A 17,339-nucleotide genomic window follows, 5' to 3' on the forward strand; every position below is an offset into this window, starting at 1 on the left:
GGCGCCACAGCGAACGGAGATTACCCATGAGTGCAGTAGCAGCCACCACCGAATCATCCACCGCCCAGTCGTTGGAAGGCCACGACTTCGCGGCATTGCTGAACAAGGAGTTCAAGCCCAAGACCGACCAGGCACGCGACGCGGTGGAAGCCGCCGTGCAGACCCTGGCGCAGCAGGCGCTCGCTTCGGTCACCACCATCTCTAACGATGCGTACCAGACGGTGCAGGCCATCATCGCGGAGATCGACCGCAAGCTGTCCGAGCAGGTCAACCTGGTCATCCACCATGCGGAGTTCCAGAAGCTGGAAGGCGCCTGGCGCGGCCTGCAGCATCTGGTGACCAACACCGAAGTGGACGAGATGCTCAAGATTCGCGTCATGAACATCTCCAAGAAGGAACTGCACCGCAACATGCGCCGCTACAAGGGCGTCGGCTGGGACCAGAGCCCCATCTTCAAGAAGGTCTACGAAGAAGAGTACGGCCAGTTCGGCGGCGAGCCTTTCGGCTGCCTGGTGGGCGACTACCACTTCGACCACAGCCCGCCCGACGTGGAACTGCTGGGTGAAATGGCCAAGGTGGCTGCGGCAGCCCACTGCCCGTTCATTTCCGGCGCGTCCCCCGCGCTGATGCAGATGGATTCGTGGCAAGAACTGGCCAATCCCCGCGACCTGACCAAGATCTTCACCAACACCGAGTACGCCGCCTGGCGCAGCCTGCGCGAGTCGGACGACTCCAAGTACATCGGTCTGGCCATGCCACGCTTCCTGGCGCGCCTGCCCTACGGTGCCAAGACCAACCCGGTGGACGAGTTCGACTTCGAAGAAGAAACCGCCAGCGGCAACCACAGCAAGTACTGCTGGGCCAATTCGGCGTACGCCATGGCGGTGAACATCAACCGCTCGTTCAAGTACTACGGCTGGTGCACGTCCATCCGCGGTGTCGAATCCGGCGGCGCGGTGGAAAACCTGCCCGCGCACACCTTCCCGACCGACGACGGCGGCGTGGACATGAAGTGCCCCACCGAAATCGCCATCAGCGACCGCCGCGAGGCAGAGCTGGCCAAGAACGGCTTCATGCCGCTGGTGCACCGCAAGAACTCGGACGTGGCCGCCTTCATTGGCGCCCAGTCGCTCAACAAGCCTGCCGAGTACTACGATGCAGACGCCACGGCCAATGCCAACCTGTCGGCACGCCTGCCCTACATGTTCGCCTGCTGCCGTTTCGCCCACTACCTCAAGTGCATCGTGCGCGACAAGATCGGCTCGTTCAAGGAGCGCAGCGACATGGAGCGCTGGCTGAACGACTGGATCATGAACTACGTCGATGGAGACCCATCGAACTCATCGCAGGAAACCAAGGCACGCAAGCCCCTGGCCGCTGCCGAAGTCGAAGTGAACGAGGTGGAAGGCAACCCGGGGTACTACACCTCCAAGTTCTTCCTGCGCCCGCATTACCAGCTCGAAGGCCTGACCGTCTCCTTGCGCCTCGTGTCCAAGCTGCCATCCGTCAAGGAAGCGGGCAACTGATCCCCCTGTGTGCCTGCGGTCGGTGCGCGGCTGCCCTGCAGCCTTGCAACGACCGGCGCAACGCGCGCTGTCCTGGGTGCCGTGGCACCGAAAGGCAGCCTGCGTAGCCTCCCGGCGTCCGGCATGGACTGCGACGCCCGGGCATTGCGCACAGGTGCTGGACCAGGGCCAGCGCAGACAACGCAGAGGCCCTGGACATCGCCTGCAACGCACTGACATCGGGTGCCGCACAAGCACCGGCCAGGGAGCAGGGTTGCAACCGAAGGCAAGCGCGCTGGACACCGCCGGTTCTGCCGGGGCTTGCCCGGAACCGACAGTTCGTACAACCACCGTGGACGCCTCGGCGCCACAGACCTCCATGAGCTTTCAACGTGACTGCCGCCCTTTTTGACTCCCAAAGCCCCCTCGACCTTCAACTGAGCAGCGTCAAGGATGCGATCCGCGCGGAGCCTGCCAAGGCATCCCTGCGCACGTTCTACTTCCAGCTGCTGGCAGTCCTTGGCGATTGGGACAAGGCGCTGGCACAGCTGCAGGTGTGCGGGCAGCTGGATCCCAAGGCCATTCCCATGGCCCATGCCTACCGGGAAGCCATGCGGTGCGAACTCCTGCGCACCGAAGTGTTTGCAGGGCGCCGCACGCCCTACATCCTGGGGGAGCCACCGGCCTGGATGAGCTACATGGTGGACGCGTTGAAAGCCCAGTCGGAAGGTTCCCAGGACGCTGCGTTGAACCTGCGCACCCAGGCCCTGGACATGGCCCCTGCCTGCCCGGGCGAGATCAATGGCGAGCCGTTCGAATGGCTGTGCGACTCCGACTCGCGGCTCGGGCCGGTGCTGGAGCTTCACGCCAACGGCTGCTACTACTGGGTGCCTTACTCCGCGGTGCGCAGCCTGGCATTCGAAAAGCCCCAGGACCTGCGCGACCTGGTCTGGCAACCCGCCGAAATCACGCTGGTCAACGAGAGCACGCTGCAGGGGCTGGTCCCTGCGCGCTATCCCACCCAGGCCGGCGACGACGACAGCCTGCGCCTGGCGCGGCGCACCGAATGGGCGGACATCGGCGGCGAGCATGTCGCAGGCCGGGGACAGCGGGTGCTGATCTCCGACCAGGGCGACCATGCACTGCTGGACGTGCGCACCATCGCCTTCAACGCCTGACGCGGACCCACCATGCTGCCCAGCAGGCGACTGAGCGGGTTCGGGACCGAGAAGGACCGCTTGCAGCCGGCGCTGCTGGACCGGCTGACCGACCACGAACCCACCAAGAGAACGGAGCAGGCCGAAGCGGTGTACGTCACCGAGTCACGCCTGCGGACCGCGCTGTTGCGCGATCTCGGGTGGCTGCTGAACGCGAGCAATGCATCGGGGCACATCGACTTCGACGGCCTGCCGCATGCGGAGCGGTCCACGCTGAACTACGGCATGGCGCCACTGGCGGGCAAGCTCCTGTCCGATCTGGACTGGAAGGATGTCGAAGCCAGCGTGAGCCGCGCCATCCTCGCGTTCGAGCCCCGCGTCCTGCCGGATTCGTTGACGGTGACGCTGCTCCCATCGTTCGACTCATTGAACCATCACAACACATTGCAGTTCGAGATCCGTTGCCAGTTCTGGTCGATGCCCTACCCGCTGGAGCTGTTGCTCAAGACCAGCCTGGACCTGGAAACCGGGCAGGTCGTGGTATCGGACCTGAGAAGCTGACCGTGAGAGAGCACCGATGAATCCGCGCCTGGTGGAGTACTACAACCGCGAATTGGCCTACCTGCGTGAGCTCGGGGCCGAGTTTGCCGCGGCGTTTCCCAAGGTGGCCAGCCGCCTGGCCCTGCGCGACCTGGACGTTGCGGACCCGTATGTCGAGCGCCTGCTGGAGGGCTTCAGCTTCCTGACGGCACGGGTGCAGATGAAGATGGACGCGGAGTTTCCGCGGCTGTCGCAGCGCATCCTCGAGATGGTGTGCCCGCACTACCTGGCACCCACCCCTGCGATGGTCGTGGTCCAGATGTCGCCCAGCGACACCGAGGGCAACGTCGCGGACGGCTACTGCCTGCCGGCAGGCAGCATGCTGCGGTCCCGCAAGACCACGGACGATCAGACGCCGTGCGACTTCCGCACCGGGCACGACGTCACACTGTGGCCGGTGTCGCTCGCGCGGGCCGCACTGGGCGGGCCGCCGCTGGACCTGCCGCTGGCACGCTTTGGACTGCCGCATGAGCCCGCAGGGCATCTGCGCCTCGAACTCGAGACCCAGGGCGCCACCGACTTCGCGCACCTGCCGATGGACCGGCTGGACTTCTACATCCACGCGACGGACGCCGTGGCCTCGCACCTGCAGGAGGTGCTGCACGAGTCGCTCCTTGGCATCGTGCTGCACGATGTGCAGGACCCCACCCGCGTGTACGGATACCTGCCGGCGCAGGCGCTGCAGGCCGAGGGCTACGAACAGCGCCAGGCGCTGCTGCCCTACTCGCACAGGGCGTTCCAGGGGCACCGGCTGCTGCACGAGTATTTCGCGTTTCCGCCGCGCTTCCGGTTCTTCTCGATCCAGGGCCTGTCCGCCTCTCTGCGGCAGGTTCCGGCAAGGCGCCTGGCCATGACGCTGCTGCTGCGCAAGGCCAGCCCGGAGCTGGAGCCCGTGGTGGATCGGCAGAACTTCCTGCTGCATTGCACGCCCGCCATCAACCTGTTCGAGCGCATGGCAGACCGGATCCACGTGTCCGCGGACATGAACGAATACCACGTGGTGATGGAGCGCACCCGTCCGCGCGATTTCGAGGTCTACAGCGTGCTCAGCGTGACCGGCCACCAGGAAGGCCAGGTGAACGACCGCGATTTCGTTCCGCTGTACGCATCGGTGCACGGCATCCGCTCGGACGACCAGGCGTACTTCGCCATGCGGCGCGAGCCCCGCCTGTTCTCGGAGCACGCGGTGCGCTTTGGCCCGCGCACCCAGTACCTGGGCAGCGAAGTGTTCCTGTCCCTGGTGGACCAGCGCGCCGCGCCGTTCTCGGACGACCTCAAGCAGCTGTCCGTGCGCACGCTCTGCACCAACCGCGACCTGCCCCTGCTGATGCCCACCAACCAGCCCGAGGGGGACTTCATCACGCTCGACTCCGCGCCCATCGGAGCCATCCGCACCATCGCCGGGCCCTCGCGCCCGATGGGCAGCGTGGCGGAGAACGAGATCACCTGGCGACTGATCTCCCACCTGTCGCTGAACTACCTGGCCATGACCGACCTGTCCGACCAGGAAGGCGCCGCCACGTTGCGCGAGTTGATGAACCTCTACCTCGCGCTGGGCAACCACGCGCTGGCGGGCCAGGTCGCGGGGCTCAAGGAGGTCAGCATCCGGCCCATCACCCGGCGCCTCGCACAGCACCGGCAGCTCGTCTACGGCCGCGGGGTGGGCGTGACGCTGACGGTGGATGAGTCCTCGTTCGCCGGCGTGAGCGCCTGGCCCCTGGCGTGCGTGCTCGAGCGCTTCTTTGCCCGCCACGTGGGCGTCAACAGCTTCACCGAACTGTCCTTGCATTCACGGCAGCGCGGGCCGGTGGCCAAGTGGGAAGTCCGCCCCGGACAGAGACCCAACACATGAGCGGCGCCGCCACGTCCCCCCAGCCCCGCGCCGCGCGGCGGCACAGCGAAACGGCAGACCTGTGGCAGCGGCTGCGCCGCGACCCCCATGCCTTCGACCTGTTCTTCACGCTGCGGTGGCTGCAGGCCCGCAACCCCGACCTGCCGCCCCTGGGCCGCGCCGCGCGCCCGCAGGCCGAGCCCATCCGCCTGGGGCAGGACCCCTCGCTCGCCTTCGCGCCGGCCACCATCGCCGAGCTGCTGCCGCCGGTGGCGGGCCAGCCGGAGCGACTGACCGTCTGGAACTTCGGCCTGTACGGACCCAACGGTCCCATGCCGACCCACCTGACGGAATACGTCCGCGAACGGCAGCGCCAGTTCGACGACCCGACGCTCGCGCGGTTTTCCGACATCTTTCACCACCGGCTGCTGCTGCTGTTCTTCCGGGCCTGGGCCGACGCGCAGCCCACCGTGTCGCTGGACCGCCCAGGCGACGGCATGTTCGGGCGCCATCTGGCCAGCATCGTCGGCATCGGCGAACCGACGGCACGCCAGCGCGATGCCGTCGAGGACCATGCCAAGCTGCACATGGCCGGGCACCTCACGCGCACCACGCGCAACCCCGAGGGACTGCAGCGCGCCATCGGGAGCTACTTCGGGGTGCCGGTGGTCCTGCAGGAGTACTGCCTGCACTTCCTGGAACTCGAGCCATCCCAGCAGACCCGCCTGTCGCGGCATCCGTGCAACTCGCAGCTGGGCGTCGACACCGTGGTGGGATCGCGGGTGCCCGACGCGCAGAGCAAGTTCCGCCTGCGCATCGGTCCCATGACACTCGCGCAGTACGAACGCTTCCTGCCCGGCCAACCCGATTTCAACGCCCTCGTGGACTGGGTGCGCAGCTACCTGGGCATCGAGTACGCCTGGGACTTCGAGCTGGTGCTGCAGCGCGAGGAAGTCCCCGGCACGCGCCTGGGCGGCGCAACCCGCCTGGGCTGGACCAGCTGGATGCTGGACGGCCCCGCGCCCCGCGACGCGGACGACTTCCGCATCGACCCGGAAAGCTGGCTGCAGTCGCGCGGCCGCCCGGTCAGGGCCCAGGCCGCCACGCCGCGGCCCGCATAGCCGGGCACCTCCTCGTCCAGCCTTCCAGCTTCAACCGTACTTTCTCTTCAACACACCGCCTTCACGCCCATGTCAGAGATCAGCCGCCTTGCCCTGTTCGGAAAACTCAACCCTTTGCTCTTCAAGTCGCTGGAGGGCGCCACGGTGTTCTGCAAGCTGCGGGGCAACCCGTACGTGGAACTGGTGCACTGGCTGCACCAGTTGCTGCAGGAAAACGACTCCGACCTGCTCAGGGTGTTCCGCCACTTCGAGGTGGATGCAGAGCAGCTTGCCGCGGACGTGCTGCGCAGCCTCGACCGGCTGCCCCGCGGTGCCACGGCGATCTCCGACTTCTCCGACCAGATCGAGATGTCGATCGAGCGCGGCTGGGTGTATGCCACGCTGATGTTCAACGAGTCGCAGATCCGCAGCGCCTACTGGCTCTCCGGCATGCTGCGCACCCGCACCCTCGCCAATGAGCTGCGGTCCATTTCCAAGGAATTCGAGAAAATCAGCGAGCCCGGCCTGAGCGACGCATTCCCCAAGGTCTTGCCCCTGTCGCCAGAGGCCAAGCTCCAGGCGGCCGATGGCTCCGGCCTGCAAGGCACGCCCGGCGAGGCGAGCGGCGCGACATCGCCGCTGGGCGCTGGCAAGCAGGAAGCCCTGCAGCGCTACACCGTCGATCTGACCGAGCGCGCCCGCAATGGCGAGCTCGACCCGGTCACCGGGCGCGACGAGGAAGTGCGCCAGATGATCGACATCCTCATGCGCAGGCGGCAGAACAACCCCATCCTGGTGGGCGAGGCCGGCGTCGGCAAAACGGCGGTGGTCGAAGGCCTGGCGCTGCGCATCGCATCGGACGACGTTCCGCCGCCGCTGCGCGGCGTGCAACTGCGCGTGATGGACGTCGGCCTGCTGCAGGCCGGCGCCAGCATGAAGGGCGAGTTCGAGAACCGCCTGCGCTCGCTGCTGGACGAAGTGCAGGCCAGCACCACGCCCATCGTGTTGTTCATCGACGAAGTCCACACGCTCATTGGCGCCGGCGGCCAGGCAGGCACCGGGGACGCGGCCAACCTGCTCAAGCCGGCGCTGGCGCGCGGCGTGCTGCGCACCATCGGTGCGACCACCTGGGCCGAATACAAGAAGTACATCGAAAAAGACCCGGCCCTCACACGCCGGTTCCAGCTGGTGCACATCCACGAGCCCGACGAACCCAAGGCCGTGCACATGCTGCGCGGCGTGGCCGCCAAACTCGAAGCGCACCACAAGGTGCGGATCGCCGACGAGGCCGTGGTGGCGGCGGTGAGCCTTTCGCACCGCTACATTCCGTCGCGCCAGCTGCCCGACAAGGCCGTGAGCCTGATGGACACCGCATGCTCGCGCGTCGCGATGGCCCTGACCTCCACGCCAGCGCGCCTGGAATCCGTGACCCGGCAGCAAGAGGCGATCCGGGTGGAGCTCGACGTGGTCGAGCGCGAGGCGTCCCTCGGCGTCACCGATGCCGGCCGCCTCGATGAACTGGCGGCCTCGCTCGAGCGCCTGCAGCAGGAACACGACACCCTGGCCGAGCGGCTGTCCCGCGAAAGCGAACTGGCCCAGCGCATCGTCGACGCAGAGAACGCGCTGATGGCCGCACGCACCGCCCGCGCGCCAAAAGAAGCCGCCGCCCAGGCAGCGTCCACCGACGCGGCCCCCAACGGTACTGGTACTGGCACTGGCACCGAAGCCGGCGCGGCAGCAGCGGCAGCGCCCACCCCGGCGGCGGCCCCGGCCCAGCCCGCGGTCACCGCGGCGGAGCTCGAAGCGCTGCGCAAGGAGCTGCTGGCCCTGCAAGGCGACGACCCGCTGCTGCACCCCGTGGTCGACGCGGGCGTGGTCGCGGAGGTCGTGGCCGAGTGGACCGGCATCCCCGTGGGCCGCATGGTGCGCGACGAAGTGCAGTCGGTCCTGACCCTGACCGAGACGCTGGAAAAACGCGTGATCGGCCAGCGCCACGGGCTGGAGGCCATCACCCGCCGCATCCAGACCGCGCGCGCGCAGCTGGACAACCCCGGAAAGCCCATCGGCGTGTTCCTGCTGGCAGGCCCTTCGGGCGTGGGCAAGACCGAGACCGCGCTGTCCCTGGCCGAGGCGCTGTACGGCGGTGAGCAGAACCTCATCACCATCAACATGAGCGAGTTCCAGGAAGCGCACACCGTGTCCACGCTCAAGGGCGCGCCGCCCGGCTACGTGGGCTACGGCGAGGGCGGCGTGCTGACCGAGGCCGTGCGCCGCAGGCCCTACAGCGTGGTGCTGCTCGACGAGATCGAGAAGGCCCACTCCGACGTGCACGAAATGTTCTTCCAGGTGTTCGACAAGGGCTGGATGGAAGACGGCGAAGGCCGCTACATCGACTTCAAGAACACCGTGATCATCCTGACCTCCAATGTGGGCTCCGAGCTCATCGCGGGCATGTGCAACGACCCGGACCTGATCCCCGGCCCCGAGGCACTGACCAAGGCCGTGCGCCAGCCGCTGCTCGACAAGTTCCCGGCCGCGCTGCTGGGCCGCCTGACGGTGGTGCCTTACTACCCGATCTCCGATGCGATGCTCGAGCAGATCATCCGCCTGCAGCTGCGCCGCATCCAGAACCGCATCGAGGCCAACCACGGCGCGCAGTTCCACTTCGACGACAGCGCGGTGCAACTGATCCGCGAGCGCTGCAGCGAGGTCGAATCCGGCGCCCGCATGATCGACGCGATCCTGACGCAGAACCTGCTGCCCCGCCTGGCCATGGAGTTCCTGCAGGCGTCGGTGGATGCCCACTCCATCGCCAGCATCGACGTGAGCGCGGCCGACAACGACTTCGTCATCCGCTACGCCTGAGTCCGAACGCCCTCCCCTTCGACGCCCAAGCCACCATGCCCATCGTCCGCCTGCTCCGCGCTCCATCCCCTCCCCGCGCCGCGCGCGCCCTGCCCGGCCCTGCACCGCAGCACAGCGGGGCGCGCCGCGCGAGCGGTCGAAGAACCCGCGGCGCGCAGGCCGCCCTGGTGACGGCTCTGGCGCTCGCGCCCGTGTGGGCGCTGGCACAGGCCGGGATGCTCGGCAACATCGGCCGCGCGGGCGAGGTGATGAGCCGTGGAGAAAGCGCGGTGTCCACCGGCCAGCAGGTGATGTCCACCGGCGGCCAGGTCATGGACGCCGGCCGCCAGGCCTGGAACAACCGCAACGGCACGCCGTTCCAGGCCCCCACCGGGCCTGCGGTGATGGCCCGCGACGAGGGCGGCCCCCTGCGGCTCATCGCGGCGCTGGAGCGCGGCGCCGGCGACCCCATGGCCGCTGGCAACACCCTCGTGGCCTTGCTGGACCAGGGCGCCTACTTCATACAGCGGCAGGCCGCGCACGTGACGCCTGCGCAAGACCAGTTGCTGGCCACGCCCCGCGCGGACAGCTCCGCCGTGTCCATCGACCTTCCGTCGTCGCCCCCGGGCACGCTGTTCGACCTGGGCTCGGGCCGTGCGCGCGCGTCGGGCCCGGGCGTGAAGATCTTCGCGCTGTCCGTGCACACCCACCTGCCGCGCCGCGCCGGCCGCAGGGCGCTGGATGCGATCGAGCAGCACGCCATGCTCACCACCAGCTCGGTGCAGATGGAATGGCCGCTGCAGCCGGACCTGGCCATGGAGCCCGTGGGCGGCAAGCTGCTGGTGTGGGCCAGCGAAGCCGGCGCGGCGTTCCCCGCCGGGTTCGGTGCGGACGGCAGGCTCTTTACCGCGGACGACCCCATGGTGCGGCTGCCGCGCGGCTACACCGTGGTGACGCTGGACAGCCGTGGCTTCAGCTTCGACCGCAGCCGCGAGATCGCGCTGTCCCAGTACGGCGTGCAGTCCACCACCGACATCGACCTGTCCCGGCTGGCCCCCGGCGACGCTTTCAAGGCCTTCACCAGCGTGATGCAGGAGCGCTACCCTTTCCGCGGCGCACAGCCCATGGACTGGGGGCGCCTGCACGGTGAGCTGGCGGACAAGGTCCGCCAGGCGGGTGACCAGAAGGATCGCCTGGCGATGGGCCAGATCTACGCCGACATCGGGGCCCGCCTGCAGGACGGGCTGTTCCGGGTCGATGTGCGCGGGGCGGGCGGGTCGCCAGGACTTGCCGCCGGGCTCGATACGGGCCTGGCCGGGCAATGGCAGCCACGCGGCATCACCCCGCTGCCGCTGCCGGGCGTCTGGTGGCTGCCCGACGGGCGGGCCATGGTCGGCAGCGTCGCGCCGCGTTCTGCGGCAGAGCTGGCCGGGCTGCGCCCGGGTGCGGAGATCGTGGAAGTCAACGGCGAGAGCATCGCGCGCTACGTAGGCCGTGCGTCGCGCTACTCCAACCGGGCCACCGAGGTCGGCCGGCGCCATGATGCCCTCAAGCTCATGGCCTACGAGCGCGAAGCCATGGTCCTCAAGGTGCGGCAGGACGGCAAGGACCAGACCATCGATCTGCGGCAACGCATGGCCGAGCGGCCACAGTCGGCGGGCACGCCGCCCAACAATGAGTCGCTCTCGGGATTTCAGCTGCGCAGCCAGTCGGGCCGCCAGTATGGGTACATCGCGCTCAGCTCTTTCGCCGACGGCGGCGGCAACCTGGACGTGTGGGAGCGCAGCCTGGCCACGGTGAACCAGGCGCGGCTGCCCGGCCTCATCCTGGACTTGCGGGGCGCCAACCACGGCGCGTACCAGCTGGTTCCCCACTATGCCGCGTCGTTCTTCTCGTACGACCGCCCGCTCAGGCTGCAGGGCTATGCGCAGCGGCAGGTGGACGCGACCGCCAAGGTGTGGCGCACCCGGGGCAGCCTGGGCCTGCCACCGCAGCTGCCGCTGTTCACCCAGGGCGCGGGCTACTACAGCGCGCCGCTGGTGCTGCTGACAGGCCCGGACTGCACGGGCCCCTGCGAAATGTTCTCGGTCTGGCTGCAAAAGGCCGGCCGCGCGCATGTGGTGGCCACGGAAGCGACGCCCGGGGCGGTCGGCATGACCACCCGCGTCCTGCTGCCCGGCGACATCGTCGTGCACGCCCCCACCGTGGCCGAAATCGGCGCCAACGGCGAGCACTATGTGTTCGCCAAGGGCGTCGAGCCCAACCTGCGGGTACCCGTGGATGCCGGGTTCGTCCAGCGCGCCATGACGGGCGGCGACCCCGTGCTGGACGCCGCCGTGCAGTGGCTCGATGGCAGGCCCCAGGGCCGCTGAACGGCATCGCCGCCGCGGCGGCTTCTTCCCCCTGAAAAACCGCCCGCGCTCCTGCGGGACCGCGGGCAAGCGAAAATAGAGCATGCCCCTCATCCCCGAATTCCACGCCCCCACCCGCCACACCGATCCGGCCGAAGCGCTGGCCCAGGTGCAGCGCATCTATCAACAGCAGATCGGCCACCTGCGCGAGGCCATGCAGCGCTTCGTGGCGGGCGAGACACCCACCAGTGCGGTGCGGGCCTTCTACCCCTTCGTGCGGGTGCACACCACCACCGTGGCGCGGGCGGATTCCAAGCTCGCCTACGGCTTTGTCGAGGGCCCGGGGCGGTATGAGACCACGCTGACCCGGCCCGACCTGTTCGCCCGGTACTACGCCGAGCAGTTCCGCCTGCTGCGGGCCAGCCACAACGTCGAGCTGGAGGTGGGCACCAGCGCCCACCCCATCCCCATCCACTTCTCGTTCGCCGAGCACGACCACATCGAAGGCACGCTCACGGCCGAGCGCCGCATGCTGATGCGCGACGTGTTCGACCTGCCCGACCTGGCCGCCATGGACGACGGCATCGCCAACGGCACCTGGCAGGCGCGCCCGGGCGAGGCGCAGCCGCTGTCGCTCTTCACCGCGCCGCGCGTGGACTATTCGCTGCACCGCCTGCGCCACTACACCGGCACGGCGCCCGAGTGGTTCCAGAACTTCGTGCTGTTCACCAACTACCAGTTCTACATCGACGAGTTCGTGCGGCTGGGCCACTCGGAGATGGCCAAGCCCGACAGCGAGTACGTGGCCTTCATCGAGCCCGGCAACGTGGTCACCCGCCGCACCGGCCTGCCCGCGCAGCCCGGCGACGAGCTGGGCAACGCCCCGCCGCGCCTGCCGCAGATGCCCGGCTACCACCTGGTGCGCAAGGACGCGAGCGGCATCAGCATGGTCAACATCGGCGTGGGCCCGGCCAATGCCAAGACCATCACCGACCACATCGCCGTGCTGCGCCCGCACGCCTGGATGATGCTGGGCCACTGCGCCGGCCTGCGCAACAGCCAGCAGCTGGGGGACTACGTGCTGGCCCACGCCTATGTGCGCGAGGACCACGTGCTGGACGAGGAACTGCCGCTGTGGGTGCCCATCCCGGCGCTGGCCGAGATCCAGATGGCGCTGCAGCAGGCCGTGGCCGACGTGGCCCAGGTGCCCGAAGACCAGCTCAAGCGCATCATGCGCACGGGCACCGTGGCCAGCACCGACAACCGCAACTGGGAGCTGCTGCCCGACAACATGCCCCAGCGCCGCTTCAGCCAGAGCCGCGCCGTGGCGCTGGACATGGAAAGCGCCACCATCGCGGCCAACGGCTTCCGCTTTCGGGTGCCCTACGGCACGCTGCTGTGCGTGAGCGACAAGCCCCTGCACGGCGAGATCAAGCTGCCCGGCATGGCCAACCACTTCTACCGCGAGCGGGTGGACCAGCACTTGCGCATCGGCATGCGGGCCATCGAGATCCTGCGCAACGGCGGGGTGGACCGCCTGCACAGCCGCAAGCTGCGCAGCTTCGCCGAGGTGGCTTTCCAGTGAGTTTGCGGTGGGGCGTGGGGGAAGGCGCCTACACTTGCTCACACACTGCGTGAAAGCGCCCTCACTGAATGCATCTATTGAACTCCCCCCAACGCGCACAATTAAAAACATGGGGGGTAGTTGCAGCGTTGACGGGCCTCTTGGCTGCCAGTGGGCTCCACGCCTGGGCCGCAAGCCCTCCGGCCACGGCCAGCCCGACGCAGCCCACGCCCTCGCAGGTACGGCACCATGCAGACCACAGCATCGCCGTTCCCTTCGAGGCCAACCAGGGCCAGTTTGCACCCGAGGTGGCCTTCGGTGCACGAACATTTGCCGGTGCTCTCTACATCACCAAGGACGGCACCATCGTCCACGCTCTGGCCGGCCGGGCCACTGAGCCAATGCCCCGGTCCGCGGCCAGCCACGGCGCTGCCGCGCCAGCGCAGCGTGGGCCCGGCTGGGCCTTGGTGGAAAAGCTGGACGGCACGCCAGCGCTGGCACCTTCGGGCCTGAATCCCAGCCCGGTGCGGGTCAACCGCTTTCAGGGCTCCAACCCCGCGCACTGGCCGACGGACATCGCGACCTTCTCCAGCATCGCCCTGGGCGACGCCTGGCCGGGCATCAGCGTCTCTCTGGCCGCGCGCGGCAGCAATGTGGAGAAACTCTTCACGGTCGCCCCCGGTGCCGATCCGGGCAGCATCAGCCTGTCCATCGAGGGAACAACAGCGGGCTTGCGCCTGGCGCCCGATGGTGCGCTCATCGCCGCCACGGGCCATGGCGAGGTGGCGTTCACCGCACCGATCGCCTTCCAGCTCGACACCACCGGTCGACGCGTCGAGGTGCCAGTGCACTATGCGTTGCTGGCCGACCGCACGGGCTACCGCTTCCAGGTGGGCGACTATGACCGCTCTCGCGCCCTCGTGATCGACCCGCTGCTGCAGGCCACTTACCTGGGCGGCGGTGCCGCCGACGAGGCGCTCACCATCGCGCGAGACGCGGCCGGCAATATTCTGGTCGGCGGCTTCACAGGAAGTACCCCTTTTCCCGGCACGACCGGTGGGATGCAACCCGCCTTGGTCGGAAGCACGGACGGCTATGTCAGCAAGTTCAGCAGCGACCTCACGACCTTGCTGCAGACCACCTACCTGGGCGGCAGCGGCGATGACCAGATCCGCAGCATGCGCCTGGACGCGGCGGGCAACATCTATGTGGGGGGCAACACCTCCTCGACCAACTTTCCGGGTACCGCTGGCGGATTGCAGCCTGCGAAGGCAGGGGGCATGGATGCATTCCTCGCCAAGCTGAGCGGCGACATGGCCACGCTGCAACAGGCCACCTACCTGGGCGGCGGCGGGGACGAGTCGGACGGCGGCATCGTATCCATCGTGTTCGACGCCGGTGGCAACCTCCTGGTGGCCGGTACCACGCAGTCGGGTGATTTTCCGGGCAGGACCGGCGGCGGACGGCCGAACCACGCCGGCGCCCGCGATGCCTTCGTTTCCCGCATTGCGCCCGACCTGAAGACGCTCCTGCAGTCCACCTACTACGGCGGCAGCGGACTCGATTTCGCGTCGGTCATTGCGATCGACGGCAGCGGCAAGGTGCTGATCACAGGCACCCACTGGTCTACCGATCTCCCCATGACCGCAGGCGGTGCCCAGCCTGCGCACGGCGGGCGCTACGACGGCTACGTCGCCCGTTTCAGCGCCGATCTGACCGCGCTGGAACAGGCCACCTACTTCGGCGGCACCATGGACGAGAACACGGCCACCATGGCCGTCGACAGCGCCGGCCACGTATTCATCGCGGGTTACACCGCAAGCCCCAACCTGCCAGCGGCCGGAGCGGCTCAAAGCGCCCTTGGCGGCAGCGTGGACGTCTTCGTCGCCCGGCTGAGCCCTGACCTGACCGCGGTGCAAAAGGTCACGTACTACGGCGGCAACGGCTTCGACCTGGCCTCCACCATGGTGATCGACGCGGCCGGCAATGTCATCGTCGCCGGAACCGGTGAATCGACCAATCTGCCGGGAACCGCCGGTGCATACCAGTCCGTGTACCGGGGCTCCAGCGACGGGCTCATTGCCAAATTCAACAACGACCTCACGGTGTTGACCCAGGCCACCTATTTCGGCGGCAGCGGCCGGGAGGACATCCCCGCGATCCTGATCGATGGCGGTGGCAACTACGTCATTGCGGGTACCACGGCATCGAACAACCTGACGGGCACCACGGGCGGCGCCCAGCCAGTCTTCGGCGGCGGCGCCCGAGACGCCTTCGTGGCCCGATTCACGGCCAACCTGCTGGCCAACCCCGTCGTGACCGCAACGGCGGGCAGCCACGGCAGCGTGAACCCCGCCAGCCAGAGCGCGCTGCCGGGGCGCCCGGCCACGGTCACGGTGACGGCGGATTCCGGTTATGTCGCGAGCGCCACCGGGTGCGGCGGCACTCTGGCAGGAACGGTCTACACCACGGCGAACGTCACGGCAGATTGCAGCGTCACGGCCACTTTTCTGCTCGTGCAAACGATCAGCGTCGGGCCCTTGCCGACGGTGCCAGCCTTTCGGGCAGGCACGAGCTTCGTGCTTCCTGCAGCCACTAGCAGCTCAGGCCTGCCGGTCACCTACACCAGCACCACGCCGGCCATCTGTACAGTCGCGGGCACCACGGTCACCATGGTCGGTGCGGGCACCTGCGGGATCATCGCGACACAGGCGGGCAACGGGGCCTACGCGGCGGCGACGGCCAACCTGAACCTGGTATTGGCAGCTGCCGAGCCCGTCGGAATCCCCGCACTGTCGCCCTACGGTGTGGTCGCCATGTCGCTTTTGCTGTCGGGCTTCGCCTGGCGCAGACGGCGTGCTGACCGATAGGCCCAAAACAGCTCCATCGACAATGCTACTGAATTAGGAGCTGCTTGCCCTTTCGTATACTGCCCGGACGTTCAATCTGATGCGCTGACGATGGCATGCACCCTTTCATTCATTGCACGGACCGAGCGCTGTGGCGGCAAGGTCGGGGTCGCCTCGGAACGGCGCCACGCCCGCACTGTCTGGCAACACGCGGGTGTTTCCAGCCCCCACCACACCGACGACCTCGCCGTCGGTGGGACGCGCACCGGCCCGGCGCAACGCCCGCGATGCCGTAGCGCGCGCAGTGGTGCCACGTGGGATTGCAGCCAACCGGACCGGGGCCGCAGCAGATGCCACTAGACTTCCTCACGCTCATGACCGCGATGGCGGCCAACCTGTTCATGATCTCGGCCGCGCTGCCGCTGATCATGGGCCGGGACGTGAGCCGGGCGGCGCGCCACGTGCAGGCCAGCCTGCTGCTGCAGGCGCTGGCCTGGGCGGCGATCATCGCGTCGAGCTCGCTGTGGGACCGCACGCTGTCCACCGTGTCCATCGCCTGCAACGCCGCCGCGCAGTGGATGCTGTACCGGGCGCTGGAAGAGTGGCTGGGGCCGCGCCCGCTGCGCCGGGTGCTGCTGGCGCTGGTGGTCGCCGCACCACTGGGCTACGCGCTCGGCTTCGACCACTATGCCTGGCGCGTGGGCTGGGCCAACGGGCTCATGGCCGCCATCCTGTGCATCGTGGCGCGCGCCACGCTGTACCCGCTGATCCTGGCCGACGTGCGCTGGCGCAGCGTGCTGCTGGGCTGCCTGCTCACGTCCGCGGTGTTCACCCTGGCGCGCGGGCTGCTGGGCGCCTTCACCGACCAGTACCCGAGCTTTCGATCGCCGCACCCGATCAACCTGGCCGCGGCCCTGGCGACCAACGTGAGCCTGGTGCTGGGCACCGTGGCCGTGCTGGTGGCCTGGCGCTACGAGGCCGAGCAAAAGCTGCGCACGCTGGCCATGACCGACGGCCTGACCGGGCTGCTCAACCGGCGCGGCTTCACCAACCAGGGCGACAACCTGCTCGCCCACGCGTGGCGCCACCGGCTGCCGCTGACCGCGCTGATGCTGGACCTGGACCACTTCAAGCAGATCAACGACACCCACGGCCACGACGCGGGCGACCGCGCGCTGCAGCTGTTCGCGCGCCTCTTGGGCGACACCTGCCGCAGCGGCGATTTGATCGCCCGGCTGGGCGGCGAGGAGTTCGCGGTGCTGATGCTGCACAACACGGCCGCTGCGGGTGTGGCCTTCGACCGGCGCCTGCGCCACCGGCTGCACGATGCGAGTGCGGCCGAACTGGGCTTCGTGCTGGACTACAGCGTGGGCATGGCCGCCCTGGTGCCCGGAGAGGCCAGCCTGGCCACGCTGATGGCCCGCGCCGACGGCGCGCTGTACGAGGCCAAGACGGCGGGCCGGGGGCGCCTGATGGCGGCACCGTAGTGCTGGGGCATGGCGCTACGCTATTGATAGCGCCTGGCGCGCTCCCATCCA

General features: G+C 68.5%; 10 protein-coding genes. All 10 read left to right on the forward strand.

Annotated features, from left to right (window positions below):
- Positions 1-26: 26 nt before the first annotated feature.
- The 10 genes from tssC (at position 27) to ACSQ3D_RS05225 (ending at position 17,288) form a co-directional block, all read left to right on the forward strand.
- On the forward strand, positions 27-1,526 hold the full coding sequence (gene tssC, locus ACSQ3D_RS05180; RefSeq protein WP_056409701.1) for a type VI secretion system contractile sheath large subunit: 1,500 nt from the start codon (positions 27-29) through the stop codon (positions 1,524-1,526).
- Positions 1,527-1,897: 371 nt separating this feature from the next.
- A complete protein-coding gene (locus ACSQ3D_RS05185; RefSeq protein ID WP_436126131.1) occupies positions 1,898-2,683 on the forward strand; it encodes a type VI secretion system accessory protein TagJ in 786 nt (261 codons plus the stop codon).
- Between the two features lie 12 nt (positions 2,684-2,695).
- Positions 2,696-3,223, forward strand: coding sequence for a type VI secretion system baseplate subunit TssE (tssE, locus tag ACSQ3D_RS05190; RefSeq protein ID WP_056409707.1), 528 nt, complete (start codon positions 2,696-2,698; stop codon positions 3,221-3,223).
- 16 nt (positions 3,224-3,239) lie between these two features.
- Positions 3,240-5,114, forward strand: a complete 1,875-nt coding sequence (gene tssF, locus ACSQ3D_RS05195) for a type VI secretion system baseplate subunit TssF (protein WP_056409710.1) — start codon at positions 3,240-3,242, stop codon at positions 5,112-5,114.
- Positions 5,111-6,214 carry a type VI secretion system baseplate subunit TssG gene (tssG, locus tag ACSQ3D_RS05200; protein WP_056409712.1) on the forward strand — a complete coding sequence of 368 codons (1,104 nt, stop codon included), beginning with the start codon at positions 5,111-5,113 and terminating at the stop codon, positions 6,212-6,214. The genes tssF and tssG overlap by 4 nt, the downstream gene beginning before the upstream one ends.
- Positions 6,215-6,283: 69 nt before the next feature.
- A complete protein-coding gene (gene tssH / locus ACSQ3D_RS05205) occupies positions 6,284-9,058 on the forward strand; it encodes a type VI secretion system ATPase TssH (RefSeq protein ID WP_436126132.1) in 2,775 nt (924 codons plus the stop codon).
- Positions 9,059-9,093: 35 nt separating this feature from the next.
- Positions 9,094-11,409 carry a S41 family peptidase gene (locus ACSQ3D_RS05210; protein WP_436126133.1) on the forward strand — a complete coding sequence of 772 codons (2,316 nt, stop codon included), beginning with the start codon at positions 9,094-9,096 and terminating at the stop codon, positions 11,407-11,409.
- 82 nt (positions 11,410-11,491) lie between these two features.
- A complete protein-coding gene (locus tag ACSQ3D_RS05215; RefSeq protein WP_056409721.1) occupies positions 11,492-12,973 on the forward strand; it encodes an AMP nucleosidase in 1,482 nt (493 codons plus the stop codon).
- Positions 12,974-13,113: 140 nt separating this feature from the next.
- Positions 13,114-15,822 carry an IPTL-CTERM sorting domain-containing protein gene (locus ACSQ3D_RS05220; protein ID WP_436126134.1) on the forward strand — a complete coding sequence of 903 codons (2,709 nt, stop codon included), beginning with the start codon at positions 13,114-13,116 and terminating at the stop codon, positions 15,820-15,822.
- A gap of 329 nt (positions 15,823-16,151) precedes the next feature.
- The gene (locus tag ACSQ3D_RS05225; protein ID WP_436126135.1) at positions 16,152-17,288 is read left to right on the forward strand and encodes a GGDEF domain-containing protein; all 1,137 of its coding nucleotides are present in this window, start codon (positions 16,152-16,154) and stop codon (positions 17,286-17,288) included.
- The last annotated feature ends 51 nt before the right edge of the window (positions 17,289-17,339 follow it).

It is taken from the genome of Acidovorax sp. LjRoot117 (assembly GCF_964252695.1).
Taxonomy (GTDB): domain Bacteria; phylum Pseudomonadota; class Gammaproteobacteria; order Burkholderiales; family Burkholderiaceae_C; genus Acidovorax.

Excerpts from the sequence above, each read along its gene's own strand:
- tssC (WP_056409701.1), top strand. The coding sequence starts at position 27 with ATGAGTGCAGTAGCAGCCACCACCGAATCATCCACCGCCCAGTCGTTG.
- tssE (WP_056409707.1), top strand. The coding sequence starts at position 2,696 with ATGCTGCCCAGCAGGCGACTGAGCGGGTTCGGGACCGAGAAGGACCGC.
- tssF (WP_056409710.1), top strand. The coding sequence starts at position 3,240 with ATGAATCCGCGCCTGGTGGAGTACTACAACCGCGAATTGGCCTACCTG.
- tssG (WP_056409712.1), top strand. The coding sequence starts at position 5,111 with ATGAGCGGCGCCGCCACGTCCCCCCAGCCCCGCGCCGCGCGGCGGCAC.
- tssH (WP_436126132.1), top strand. The coding sequence starts at position 6,284 with ATGTCAGAGATCAGCCGCCTTGCCCTGTTCGGAAAACTCAACCCTTTG.
- ACSQ3D_RS05210 (WP_436126133.1), top strand. The coding sequence starts at position 9,094 with ATGCCCATCGTCCGCCTGCTCCGCGCTCCATCCCCTCCCCGCGCCGCG.
- ACSQ3D_RS05215 (WP_056409721.1), top strand. The coding sequence starts at position 11,492 with ATGCCCCTCATCCCCGAATTCCACGCCCCCACCCGCCACACCGATCCG.
- ACSQ3D_RS05225 (WP_436126135.1), top strand. The coding sequence starts at position 16,152 with ATGCCACTAGACTTCCTCACGCTCATGACCGCGATGGCGGCCAACCTG.